The following is a 13,406-nucleotide window of genomic DNA, read 5'->3' on the forward strand; positions in this document are numbered from 1 at the left end:
TTTCACCTCACCGCGTCAGCTGGGAATTCAGGTAGGCATTGATGATGTCCGTGTAGATCTCCCGGGGTTTGCTGGTGCCGTCGCTGAGGGCGACCATGCCTTCCCGTTCCATCATCTCGATGATGCGCGCGGCCCGGTTGTAGCCGATGCGCAGACGGCGTTGGACCATGGAGATGCTGGCCTGTTTGGTCTCGGCCACCAGCCGCAGGGCATCCTCCCAGCGCTCGTCCTGTTCCTCTTCCTCCCCGTCGCTCCCCTTCTCGTCCGTATCCTTCATCTCCAGGATCGATTTCTCGTAGACCGGTTTGCCCTGCTTCTTGAGGAAATCCACCACCCGCTGGACCTCGGCGTCGGAGACGAAGGCGCCGTGGATACGTTGCAGCTTGGAGGTGCCGGGCGGCATGTAGAGCATGTCGCCGGCCCCCAGCAGGCTCTCGGCCCCGTTGCAGTCCAGGATGGTGCGCGAATCGACCTTGGACGACACCTGGAAGGAGATGCGCGACGGCAGGTTGGCCTTGATCAGGCCGGTGATGACATCCACCGACGGACGCTGGGTCGCCAGGATCAGGTGAATGCCCGAGGCGCGGGCCTTCTGGGCCAGGCGGGCGATGTGCTCCTCCACCTCGCGGCCGGCCACCATCATCAGGTCGGCCAACTCGTCCACGATGACCACGATGTAGGGGAGGTGGCTGTGCTCCAACTCCTCCTCGGCGTCCACGGCAAAGGGGATCGGATCGACGACCGCATCCCCTTCCTCGACGATCTCCTCCAGCTCTTCGATGATTTCGGCCTCGGGGATGGCGCTCAATTCTTCCTGCTCCAAGGCCTCCCCGGCCAGCTTCTTGTTGTAGGACTCGATGTTGCGCACGCCCTTGTTGGCCATCAGTTTGTAGCGGCGCTCCATCTCGTTGACCGCCCATTTCAGGGCCAGAGAGGCCTTCTTGGGCTCGGTCACCACCGGCAGCAGCAGGTGGGGGATGCCCTCGTACATGGAGAATTCCAGCATCTTGGGATCGACCATGATCATGCGCACATCCTGAGGCGTGGCGGTGTAGAGCAGGGAGAGGATCATGGTGTTGATGGAGACCGACTTGCCCGATCCGGTGGAGCCGGCCACCAGCAGATGCGGCGCCTTGCCCAGGTCCGTGACCACCGGGATGCCGGCGATGTCCTTGCCCAGGGCCAGGGGGAGCTTCATCTTGTTGTGGTGAAACTCCTCGCAGTTGAAGATCTCCCGCAGGAAGACCATGTCCCGGTCGCGGTTGGGGACCTCGATCCCCACCACGCCCTTGCCGGGAATGGGGGCCACGATCCGGATCGACATGGCCTGCAACGCCATGGTAAGGTCATCGGCCAGTCCGGCGATCCGGCTGATCTTGATGCCGGGAGCCGGGGAAAACTCGTACATGGTGATGACCGGGCCGGGACAGATCTCCACCACCTCGCCGTCGATGCCGTAGTCCTTGAGTTTCTTTTCCAAAAGCCGGGCGTTCATGGTCAGGGCGTCCCGATCCAGCTTCTTCTCGGTGACCGGAGGGTTGTCCAGCAGGGAGAAGGGGGGGGTAAGGAAGTCGCCGTCGGCCTTGATGAACTCGAAGGATTCCTGGACCGAGGCGCTCTTTTCGGCCTCCTTTTTCCTGGCCTTCTCTTTTTTGAACACATTGGCCTGGACCGGCGGCGGAGTTGCCGGTTTGATGACCGGCCCGGCCGCTGCCGCGGCAACCGGCATCCCCTCCTGCTTGGCCTTTTCCCGCTGGCGCTCCTTGAGGCCGTGGGCGCGGCGTTCCTGCCAGGCGAGCCATTTGTGCTTGAGGGTCTCCAGCCACCACCCGGCAAAGAGGATGAAGGAGAAGCGCGACAGGATCATGATCGAGGCCGCCAGGAGCGGCAGCAGCAGGAGCATGGAGCCGGTTACGCCGACCGTTGCCCGGAGCTGGCGGGCGGCGATCACCCCCACGGCGCCGCCGGTGGGCACCTGCTGACCCAGGAACATGGTCTTGTCCCGGAAGAAGGCGAACAGGACGGAAAGGGTGAACATCAGCCCGAAAAACGCCAAAAGCTTGTAGGAACGCAGGCGGATCTCTTTGAAGCGGAACAGGGTGTAGGCCATGTACAGGAGGGCCAGGGGGACCAGGTAGGAGGCCAGGCCGAAGCAGATGAAGAACAGGTCGGCCACCTGGGCGCCCAGACGCCCCCCCAGGTTATGGACGGTACCCTCGTTGGAGTAGCTGTTGAAGGAGACATCGCCGGCGTTGAAGGTCACAAACGCCAGCAGGATGAAGACGCCGACCGTGGCGAGCGCCATCCCCTGCAGTTCTTTGGTAAGTTTTTCTTTTCTTTGCTCTGCCATGGGGTCTATAGACTCTAAATTCGCAATCCGGTAGTGATGAAATCGGGTCATATTACCTGCAATCCGGGGGGAGAGGCAAAGGAAAAAATGGAGCCGGCCCGCAAAAGGAATTTATTTGACCTTTGTCATGTAAGATTCCGGGATATGGGAGCATGATGACAACCATGGAAGCGCTTACAAAGCAGCAAAAAAAGGATATCAGGCTGATCGGCAGGTTTGTGGAGGTCTACTGCACCGGCAAGCATGGGTCCGGCGGACATTCGCGGTTTTGCCTTCCGGAAGGGGTGGGAGAGCACACCCTGTGCGCCGAATGCGCCGAATTCATGGCCTACGCCGTCGCCCGGCGGCTGAAATGCCCCCTGGAGGCGGAGAAGCCGACCTGTAAACGGTGCCGGATTCATTGCTACAACGAGGCAAACCGGGCAAAGGTGAAGGAGATCATGGCCTACTCCGGGAAGAAACTGCTGTTGCGAGGGAGGCTTGATTACCTCTGGCATTATTTCTTCTGAAATCGAGAGTCATAACCTGCCACAGAGACACTGAGCAACACAGAGATAAAGGCTTGAATCGAAAAAAAACATACGGAACTTTAAAAAAGGAGAACGAACCATGTTGAGAAAGATCGTAAAGATAGATCAGGAAAAATGTGACGGCTGCGGATTGTGCGTTCCCTCCTGCGCCGAAGGGGCCATAAAGATCGTTGGCGGCAAGGCGGTGCTTTCGGCGGAGAACCTGTGCGACGGCCTGGGTGCCTGCCTGGGCGAGTGCCCGCGTGACGCCATTACCGTCGAGGAGCGGGAGGCTGACGAATTCGATGAAGCGGCCGTTGAGCAGCACCTGGCAACCCACGGGAAACCTGCGCCGCATCATCACGCCGCACCGGCACCGGCCCCTCACCACGGCGGCGGGTGCCCCGGCTCCCGCGCCATGAGCTTCGCCCGCCCGCAGGCGGCGGCCGCTTCGGAGCCCACCGGCAGCCGCCAGAGCCAACTGGCCCAGTGGCCGGTGCAACTGCACCTGGTCTCCACCAGCGCCCCTTATTTCCAGGGCGCCGACCTGCTGATCACGGCCGACTGCGTGCCGGTGGCCTATGCCGGCTACCACGAGGATTTCCTCAAGGGGCGCGCCGTTGTCATGGGCTGCCCCAAGCTGGACGACAACCAGTTCTACCAGCAGAAACTGACCGAACTCTTTATCCGTTCCGATATCAAGAGCGTCACGGTGCTGAAGATGGAGGTGCCCTGCTGCGGGGGGATCGCCGTAGCTGCCCGGCAGGCCATCGCCGCCAGCGGCAAGCAGATACCTTACAACGAGGTTACCATCGGCATTCAGGGGCAGATCAAGGAATAGGATTCCGGTGCGGGGGTGTTCCAACAAGGCTTTTATTGCTGACAGATGCTGTGAGTTTGAGTTAGTATACAAAGTTTACATTATTGGAATTCAGTAATAAAACACCCTGGAGCACCCCCGTGAGGCAACGGCCCGCACTTACCATCACTCAGTTCAAGACACGCGTCAGGCTCGTCGTCGGGCTGCTGCTGGTGGTTGTTATCGCTATCTCGGCCTGGCAAATGGTTTCCGAACGCCACGCCATCATCAATGCTGCCGAAAAACAATCCGAGGGGTATGCCCGCGCCCTCGGAGAACATGCCGGCAGCGCCTTTGCCGAGGCGGACCGCGCCTTGCAGGATATCGCCAGCGAGATCGATCAGCGCGGGGGGGTGGAGCGGGTCGATCAACGCACCCTGTTCCACCTCATCAGGCGCCAGGGAGGCGACACCCCCCAGATCGGCGCGATCTTCATCGTCAACCGCAAGGGGGTCATGGCGGTCAATTCCCTGGAGTTCCCTTCCCGGCAGATCAACGTAGCCGACCGGGACTATTTTCTTTCCGGCAAGGACAATCCCAACGCCGGGCTCTTTTTCAGCAGACCGCTCGTGAGCCGGCTGAGCAATTGCTGGCGTTTCACCATGACACGGCCGCTCGTTGCGGCGGACGGCAGCTTCTCCGGGCTGGTGGCGGCGGCTTTCGAGATCGATTACTTCCATCGCTTTTATACCTCGACGAGCCTCGGGCCGCGCGGCAAGGTGCTTCTGATCCGAACCGACGGGGCACCGCTGGTGAACGAGCCGTTTGCCGAAAACGCTTATACGACCGATTTTCAACAGTCCGCTCTCTTCCGGCGCTACCTTCCCCATGCCCCGGCAGGAACCTTTCGCGGCTCTCAGAGTCCCCTGGATACCACCCCCCGCATTATTTCATACTATCGGATTTCCCGCTTTCCCGTCGTGGCGGTTGTCTCCCTGCACCAGGGCGATTTCCTGGATTCCTGGCGGCAGAAAGCCGTTTTTCAGGCAACCATCCTGGCCGGCCTCAGCCTCACCATCCTCTTGCTGATGCACCTGTTGATGAATTACCTCGACCGGCTGCAGGGGACGCAGAACTCCCTGCGGGAGGAACAGGAACAGGTCCGGCTCAAGGCGGCGCAAATCGATGCCGCCAACGACGCGATCCTGTTGACGGATAGCGAGGGGCATCTGCTGCACGTCAACACTACCCTGTGCCACATGACCGGCTTTACCCAGGACGAACTGCTGCGCAAGAACCTCCGCGACCTACAGACACCGGAATTTATGACCTGTACTGATGTCCACACCGCCACGACCCTGGAACGCGGCGAAGCGATCTTCGAGTCGGCCTACCTTGCCAAAGGGGGAGAGGTCCTACCGGTGGAAATCCATGCCCGGGCCATGACGGATGATGGGAAGGACCTGATCCTCAGCATCGTCAGGGATATCAGTGAGCGCAAGCGCAACGAGCTGCGCGAGCATACCAGGCTGCGCATCCTGGAAGAGATGGCGACCGGCGCCGGTCTGGCGGACCTCCTGCTCCATATTGTCGGTTTTGTGGAGCAGGAGTGCAGGGGCGCACTCTGCTCCATACTCCTGCTGGATGAGGATGAACAACACCTCCGCCGTGGCGTCGCCCCGAGCCTTCCCGATTTCTATAACCAGGCCGTTGACGGGCAACGGCCCGGTCAATGGCTGCTGTCCAGCGGGGCGGATGGCCGCCGATACCGGCGGATGATCGTGGATGATTTGGCGGCACACCCCTCGTGGAGAGACTTCATCCCCGCCCGGGAAGCGGGCCTGCGCGCCTGTTGGGCGGAACCGGTGTTTTCGTCGGAGGATGAGTTGCTCGGTACCGTTGCCATGTACTACCGGGAGCCACGGGCACCGGATCAATTCGAGATCCAGATGATCGAGACCGCCGCGCATCTCGCCAGCATCGCCATCGGGCGCTTCAAGATCGAGGAACGGCGGAACCATCTTGAGGTGCAGCTGCACCATGTGCAGAAGATCGAGGCCATCGGGCAGTTGGCCGGTGGGATCGCCCATGACTTCAACAACCTCCTGACCCCCATACTCGTCTATGCCGAGATGATGCAGAACAAACTGGCCAAGGACGACCCCCAGAGGAGCAAGACCCAGGGGATTATCTCGGCGGCCTGCAAGGCGCGGGATCTGACCCAGCAGCTACTCAGCTTCGGGCGCAAGCAGATGCTTACGATCCAGCCGGTGGACCTGAACGGGATCGTCCGCATGTTTCAGGATATCCTGCGCCGCACGATTCGGGAGAGTGTCTCCATCGATATCCGTCTGGCGCCGGGAAAGGTCGTCATCCTGGCGGATCGCGGTCAAATCGAACAGGTCCTGCTCAATCTGGCGGTCAATGCCCAGGATGCGATTACGGGGAACGGCACCATCATCGTCGAAACCGGCCATGTGGTGCTGGACAACGAGTACGCCCGCCTGCATCCCGGCATGCGGCCCGGTCCCTATGCCTTGCTGGCCTTCAGCGACAATGGCTGCGGCATGGATGACGAAACCCTGGTGCACATCTTCGAGCCGTTCTTCACCACCAAGCAGGTGGGGCATGGGACAGGGCTCGGCCTGGCCACGGTCTACGGCATCATCAAGCAGCACGAAGGGTATATCACCGTGAGAAGCGGCAGCGGGGAAGGGACAACCTTCTGCCTCTATCTGCCGCTCGGCCACCATGAAACGGCCATAAAGGAGTTGGAGCCCGTTGCACCGACGGTGGCGCCCGGTACGCCACGCGGCGGGAGCATCATGGTTGTGGAGGACAACGACATGGTCCGGGAGATGGCGGTGGAGCTGCTGGAGTCATCGGGCTATCGCGTGCTTGTGGCGGACCATCCCGCCGCGGCCCGGGAACTTGCCCGGCAGAACAGGTCCGCCATCGACCTGCTGGTAACCGATGTGGTCATGCCGGAGATGAACGGCAGGGATCTGTACGGCTATTTGCATGAATCCCTGCCCAAGCTCAGGGTGTTGTATATTTCCGGCTACGCCAATGAGCTCTTTGTCCACGACGGGTTGCTCGAAGAGGGAATTGATTTTCTCCAGAAGCCGTTCACGGCGGAACGCTTTCTGGAACGGGTCAGGCAGGCGTTGGAGTGATGGAGCCGCCGTTCCTGTTTCAGGGGAGGCACGCAGATGAACCGCCGTCCTTTCATGGGGAGGGGGCTTCCCATGAAGATATCCCAGGGTATCCCCTCCCGCCATGGGGCCGGTGTGGTATACTTACCGGTAACGATATCCCACCTGCCGGGAGCAAGCCCATGAAGCCACGAATCGAGATCATACGGGGAGACCTCACGCATATGGCCGTGGATGCCATTGTCAATGCCGCCAACAACACCCTGCTGGGAGGCGGCGGGGTGGACGGCGCCATCCATCGGGCGGCCGGGCCGGAACTGGTCGCGGAATGCGCCGGCCTGGGGGGCTGCGAGACCGGGGATGCCAAGATTACCAGGGGCTACCGGTTGGCTGCGCGCCATGTCATCCATACCGTTGGCCCTGTCTGGCGCGGCGGCGCCCAAGGGGAACCGGATCTTTTGCGAAGCGCCTATAGGCGCTGTTTTGAAGTGGCCGCAAAGAACGGCTTGGCGAGCATCGCATTTCCGGCCATCAGTTGCGGGGTGTACGGCTACCCCATGAAGGCTGCGGCCCTGATCGCGCTGGCGGCGGCAAAGGAGGCCGCGGAGTGCGATCCCGGGCTGGAGCGGGTCGTCTTCGTCGTGTATAACGACGAGGCGCTTCAGGTCTATCAGCATGCGGCCGCGGCCCTGAAACTGGAAACGGATTGAGGGGGAGCGCTACTGGGGAGGTTCCTTGTCTTCCGAGATGCTGGTCCGCCAGTTGAAGGCGTCAAGTTGGGCGGTCAGCAGGGTTGCGATGGGGATGCCGCAGGTTTCGGTCAGGTTGGTGACTTCGCCGAAATTGGTTTGTTCCAGGGTCTCGGCCAGGGCCAGAAGGGCACCCAGCTTCCCCTCGCGGTTGACAAGCGCCGCGGAGATTTCGTCGTTCAACTGCAATTCGCGCACCACCCCCTCCACGGAGGTCTCGAAAAGCACATCGACCAGTGACAGGATGCCGAGCATGAAGGCCGCCTCCACCTGCTCGCTGCCCCGGGGCAGCTGGTAACGCTCCATGACCAGGTACTCCATCAGGCGTCCCCGAACGGCGGCCATCTCCAGCAGGGGGTTGTCGACCCCGCGGCTGTCGGCGCTGGCAAAGATGGCCAGTTGGACCCAGCGGCGCAACTTGCCGAGCCCGAGCAGCATGATGGCGTGCCGCAGGCTCTTGATCTTCTCCCGCAGCCCCAGATGCACCGAGTTTACCAGTTTCAGCAGGTTGTACGACAATTCCGGGTGGTCCCTGAATACCTCCTCGATCTTGCCGAAATCCGTTTCGCTCTTAAGGTGGCCGAGCAGCCGCAGCATAGCCATCTTGGAAGGTTCGAGCCCTTTGCGCTTGAGCACCACCGGCCGTTCGAAGAAATAACCCTGGAAGAGCTCGAAGCCCAGCTCGAGGCAGTCCTGGAACTGTTCCTGGGTTTCTATCCGTTCCGCCAGGAGCGTGAGGGGAAACTGGCGGAGCGCGGCGACGGCCTCGTGCAGGATGGCGGGATCGGTCTCCAGCAGGTCGATTTTGACGATGTCCACGAAGCTATACAGGTCGTGGTGGTCCGGGGAATAGATGTGATCGTCCAGGGCGATGCGGAAGTTCTTGGCCTTGAGTTCGCTGCAGCGCTCCTTGACCGCGCCGGTCAGTGCCACCGACTCGAGCAGTTCCAGGATGGTTTGCTTGGGAGGCAGGACTTCGACCATGTCCGAGAAGAGCACATCGTGGGTGACGTTGATGAAGCCATCCTTGTCCCCCAGCACATTACGGAAGCCGAAGTTGGCCATGGCGCTGGATATGACGCTCATGCTGGCCTGGTCCTGGCTTTCGAATTCGCTGAAATTTTTCTCGGTCGAACGGAAGAGGAGTTCGTATCCCACGATTTCCTGGCGGATGTCCAGGATCGGCTGGCGCCCCAGAAAAAATTTTGTAAGCGATGGTACGTTCATGGCTGGCTTTACCCGCGCCCGAAGGGCAATTCTCCCCATAGTTGCCGATTGTCCCGCCGGTCGGGCGGGCAAAGGATGGTAAACTTTATCATCGTATTGCCAAGAATGCGAATGTAAATTTGCAGGGCTCCCCCGGCGAATATGCCCGCGAACCGCGCGCGTCACTTGCCGATGACGCCCCTGTTGTGCTACAACAATGCCATGCTTCAACTCATAAATATCTCCAAAGACTTTGCCGGCAACCCGCTCTTTACCGCCATTTCCTGGCACCTGAAGAAGGGTGAGCGGGTCGCCCTGGTAGGCGAGAACGGCGCCGGCAAATCCACCCTGATGAAGATCATTGCGGGACTCAGCGAGCCCACCTCGGGCGAGATCCAGCTTGCCCGGGGCGCAAAGGCCGCCTATCTGCCCCAGGACGGCATCGTCACCAGCGGGCGCACCCTGTTCCATGAAGCGCGGACGGCGCTCGCCGAACTGCTGGCCATGGAGGATGAGTTGCACCGCCTGGGGCAGGAATTGGAGCGGCTCCCCCATGATGCCGCCGAACATCCCGCGGCCCTTCAGCGTTATGGAGATCTCCAGGAGCAGTTCCGCCACCGGGGCGGCTACACCATGGAGGCTGAGATCGGGACGGTGCTGAAGGGGTTGGGGTTTTCCCAGGAGGACTGGCAGCGGGACTGCGGCGAGTTCTCCGGCGGCTGGCAGATGCGCATCGCGTTGGCCCGTTTGCTCTTGCAGAAGCCGGACGTGCTGCTCCTGGACGAACCGACCAACCATCTGGATATCGAGGCCCGCAACTGGCTGGAGGAGTACCTCTGTTCCTATCCCGGTTCGGTGGTCCTGGTCTCCCATGACCGTTTCTTCATGGACCGGGTCTGTAGCCGGATCAGTGAGGTCTGGAACCACACCATCGCCGACTACCATTGCAGCTACTCTACCTACCTCGTGCAGCGGGATGAGCGGGTCACGGCCCTGCGGGAGGCCAAACGCCGTCAGGACGAGGAGATCGAGAAGTCCGAGGACTTTATCCGCCGTTTCCGTTATCAGGCCAACAAGGCCTCGCTGGTGCAGTCGCGCATCAAGCAGTTGGACAAGATCGAACGGATCGTGCTGCCGCCGGAGCGGAAAAAAATCCGTTTCCACTTCCCCCCCGCCCCCAAAAGCGGCAAGACCGTCATGGAACTGAGGGGCCTGACCAAGGCCTACGGCGACCATGCGGTCCTCAACCAGGTGGATCTCGTCATCGAAAAGGGGGAGCGGGTCGCACTGGTGGGCCATAACGGGGCCGGCAAGTCAACCCTCATGTCGGTCCTGGCCGGCGCTGAATTCCAGGGGGGGGAACGGATCCTTGGGCACAACCTCGTCATGGATTACTTTGCCCAGGATCAGGTCAGTGTTCTGGACGCCACGCGCAGCGCCTACGATGAGCTCTATGCCGACGCCCCCTATGACATGGTCCCCCGGTTGCGGGACATCCTGGGCGCCTTTCTCTTCTCGGGGGACGACATCCATAAGAAGGTCGGCGTTCTCTCCGGCGGCGAGCGCAACCGCCTGGCCCTGGCCAAGATGCTGCTGCGCCCGTCCAACCTGCTGCTGATGGACGAACCGACCAACCACCTGGACCTGTTCAGCAAGGAGGTGCTGCTGGACGCCCTGCGCTCCTTCGACGGCACGGTGGTGTTCGTCTCCCACGACCGCTATTTCGTAAACGGTCTGGCCACCCGTATTGTGGAGGTCGATGGCGGCACCCTGATCAATTACTACGGCGATTACGAGTATTATCGGGAGAAAAAGGAGCGGTCCGAGCCGGCGGCCGCCGCATCTCCCAACGTCGTGCGGGCCGCCGTCGCTGCGCCGGGGGCGGCCGACTCAGGTGCAGCCGCACCGCTGCCGCTCCCCGAGATGACCAGGGAAGAACGCAAGAAGGGGCGTGAGGAGGAAAAACAGCGCAAGCGGGAGGAACAGGGGCGCCAGAAACAGTTGGCCGCCGTGGAGTCGGAGATTGCCCGCACCGAGGCCGAGATCGCCCGCCTGGAGGTGGAGATGAATGGGCCCGGCTTCTTCGACGACCCCCAGCGGGGCGCCGAGGCGGGCGAACGCCATGTTGCCCTGAACGTCCGGTTGGAGGAGCTGTATGGGGAATGGGAGGGGCTGTCGGGGTAGGCTGCCGGCCGATACGACCACGGCTATGCAGCCTTGTTGTCCCCAACCAGCTCCTTTATTCTGCCTAAAAGCGATGGACAACCCCTTTACAGGCTGCCGGATAACTGCAAGGCAGTTCAGGCAGTTAAGCCTGGCGAAACCGGATTTATCCTCTATGGCATTTATTTAGTAAAACGCTTTTGCATTTTGATAATCCCTGTGGTATTTAGTACAGATAAATTTTTTGTGTTATTGCACGGGGAAGCAGGACAGCAAAAATCAACGGTGTTTACCTGTAGCCACAGGGTTGAAAGCAGGCCCGAAAAAGGTTGCCGAGGTTTTCACCCAGAACCCAGCCATTGCCCTAACCAGCCTGATCATGGCTGTTTGCCCGCCCTTCTTCCGCCGCAATTCCCATCGATATACTGCGCTAACGCCGTCAGTATCATCAATCATGCTACCTATCTTGACCAAGATCTTTCCGGTTTTATTAGGTATGAAACTTACTTAAACATGAGGAGGAAGTGGTATGGGTTACGAGGTAAAGAACGAGCAGTTGCGGAAGTGGGTCGAAGAAGTTGCGGCGCTGTGCGAACCCGATGCGATACATTGGTGTGACGGCTCCGATGAGGAGTACGACAACCTCTGTAACCTGCTGGTGAAGAGCGGAACCTTCCGCAAGTTGAACGAGGCGAAACGTCCCAACAGTTACCTGGCCTGGTCCGACCCCAGCGATGTGGCCCGCGTCGAGGACCGCACCTTCATTTGCAGCCTTTCCAAACAGGATGCCGGACCAACCAACAACTGGATGCCCCCCAAGGAGATGAAGGAAACCCTGCACAAGCTCTTCAAGGGCTGCATGAAGGGGCGCACCATGTACATCATCCCCTTCAGCATGGGACCGCTGGGCTCCAACATCGCCAAGATCGGGGTGGAGATCTCGGATTCTCCCTACGTTGCCGTCAACATGCGGATCATGACCCGTATGGGCAAGGCCGTTCTGGATGTGCTCGGCGACGGCGAATTCGTCCCCTGCCTCCACTCGGTGGGTGCTCCGCTGCAGCCGGGCCAAAAGGACGTGATCTGGCCGTGCAACAAGGAAAAGTACATCGTCCACTTCCCGGAAGAGCGTTCCATCTGGTCGTTCGGCAGCGGTTATGGCGGGAACGCCCTGCTCGGCAAGAAATGCCTGGCCCTGCGGATCGCCTCCAAGATCGCCAAGGACGAAGGGTGGCTGGCCGAGCATATGCTCATCCTGGGGATCGAGTCACCTAAAGGCGAGAAAACCTATCTGGGGGCGGCCTTCCCCAGCGCCTGCGGCAAGACCAACCTGGCCATGCTGGTGCCGCCCGCATCCTTTAAGGAGAGCGGCTGGAAAATTTCCACCGTGGGCGACGACATCGCCTGGATCAAACCCGGCCCCGACGGGCAGCTGTATGCCATCAACCCCGAAGCGGGTTTTTTCGGCGTGGCCCCCGGCACCAACGTCAAAACCAACCCCAACGCCATGGCGTCCTGCTCCCGCAACACCATCTTTACCAACGTCGCTTTGACGCCGGACGGCGATGTCTGGTGGGAGGGGATGAGCGATGAGCCGCCCGCCGAATTGACCGACTGGCAGGGCAACGCCTGGACCCCCGGTTGCGGCAGGAATGCCGCCCACCCCAACTCCCGTTTCACCGCGCCCGCAGGGCAGTGCCCTTCCATCGATCCTGAATGGGAAAACCCCAAAGGGGTGCCGATCAAGGCCTTTGTATTCGGCGGCCGCCGCAACAACGTCATCCCCCTGGTGTACCAGGCATTCAACTGGAGCTACGGCGTTTACCTGGCCGCGACCATGGGATCCGAGACCACGGCCGCTGCGGTGGGCAAGGTCGGCAACGTGCGCCGCGACCCGTTCGCCATGCTCCCCTTCTGCGGGTACCATATGGCCGATTATTTCAATCACTGGCTCCAGGTCGGGCGCACCAACCCCAACCCGCCGCGCATCTTCAGCGTCAACTGGTTCCGCAAAGACGCCAACGGCAAGTTCCTCTGGCCCGGTTATGGTGAAAACATGCGGGTGCTGAAATGGATCGTTGACCGGGCCAATGGGCGGGGGTCGTCCACCGAAAGCCCCCTGGGCTGGATGCCGCGCTACGAGGATCTGGACTGGACCGGGTTGGACAACGTCACCCGCGAGCAATATTCCGAGTTGACGTCCATTGACCGGGATGTGTGGAAGGAAGAGGTTCTTTCCCATGAGGAGTTGTTCGTCAAGATGTACGACCGCCTCCCCAAGGAATTCCTCCATATCCGTGAACTGATCCTCTCCAGCCTGTGGCGTTCCCCGGAACATTGGGAGCAGATCGGCGAGGTCAATCCCGAAGGGTGGAATGAATAAGGGCCGCTACAGCCACTGAACCCCGGCCCGGGCCGGGGTTATTAAACTTAAGAAAGCTGGGTAAGACGCCGCAGGGGTATGGTTTCTCGCCC

At 60.8% G+C, this 13,406-nt stretch carries 8 protein-coding genes; 6 read left to right on the forward strand and 2 right to left on the reverse strand.

All coding sequences use genetic code 11. The features are described from left to right. Positions 1 to 7: 7 nt before the first annotated feature. Entirely contained in the window at positions 8 to 2,350 is a 2,343-nt protein-coding gene (locus F6V25_RS00720; protein ID WP_151126257.1) for a DNA translocase FtsK, read from the reverse strand. A gap of 152 nt (positions 2,351 to 2,502) precedes the next feature. Between F6V25_RS00720 and F6V25_RS00725 the strand changes: the two genes are divergently transcribed. The 4 genes from F6V25_RS00725 (at position 2,503) to F6V25_RS00740 (ending at position 7,523) form a co-directional block, all read left to right on the forward strand. Next, positions 2,503 to 2,859 (forward strand): nitrous oxide-stimulated promoter family protein, encoded by a 357-nt coding sequence (locus F6V25_RS00725; RefSeq protein WP_151126258.1) that lies wholly within the window; start codon positions 2,503 to 2,505, stop codon positions 2,857 to 2,859. Between the two features lie 100 nt (positions 2,860 to 2,959). Further along, positions 2,960 to 3,700, forward strand: a complete 741-nt coding sequence (locus F6V25_RS00730; RefSeq protein WP_151126260.1) for an ATP-binding protein — start codon at positions 2,960 to 2,962, stop codon at positions 3,698 to 3,700. A gap of 119 nt (positions 3,701 to 3,819) precedes the next feature. Continuing rightward, positions 3,820 to 6,834 (forward strand): ATP-binding protein, encoded by a 3,015-nt coding sequence (locus tag F6V25_RS00735; protein ID WP_191966033.1) that lies wholly within the window; start codon positions 3,820 to 3,822, stop codon positions 6,832 to 6,834. Between the two features lie 161 nt (positions 6,835 to 6,995). Then, complete coding sequence (locus tag F6V25_RS00740; RefSeq protein WP_151126263.1) at positions 6,996 to 7,523, forward strand: O-acetyl-ADP-ribose deacetylase; 528 nt, start codon at positions 6,996 to 6,998, stop codon at positions 7,521 to 7,523. Between the two features lie 9 nt (positions 7,524 to 7,532). Here the strand turns inward: F6V25_RS00740 and F6V25_RS00745 are convergent, their stop codons facing one another. Continuing rightward, the gene (locus tag F6V25_RS00745; RefSeq protein ID WP_151126265.1) at positions 7,533 to 8,789 is read right to left on the reverse strand and encodes an EAL and HDOD domain-containing protein; all 1,257 of its coding nucleotides are present in this window, start codon (positions 8,787 to 8,789) and stop codon (positions 7,533 to 7,535) included. 201 nt (positions 8,790 to 8,990) lie between these two features. Here F6V25_RS00745 and F6V25_RS00750 point away from each other — a divergent pair, with 201 nt between their 5' ends. Next, entirely contained in the window at positions 8,991 to 10,952 is a 1,962-nt protein-coding gene (locus F6V25_RS00750; protein WP_151126268.1) for an ABC-F family ATP-binding cassette domain-containing protein, read from the forward strand. Positions 10,953 to 11,460: 508 nt separating this feature from the next. Next, the gene (locus F6V25_RS00755) at positions 11,461 to 13,314 is read left to right on the forward strand and encodes a phosphoenolpyruvate carboxykinase (GTP) (protein ID WP_151126270.1); all 1,854 of its coding nucleotides are present in this window, start codon (positions 11,461 to 11,463) and stop codon (positions 13,312 to 13,314) included. Positions 13,315 to 13,406: the final 92 nt, after the last annotated feature.

Origin of the sequence: Oryzomonas japonica, assembly GCF_008802365.1 — a bacterium.
In the GTDB taxonomy this organism is placed as follows: domain Bacteria; phylum Desulfobacterota; class Desulfuromonadia; order Geobacterales; family Pseudopelobacteraceae; genus Oryzomonas; species Oryzomonas japonica.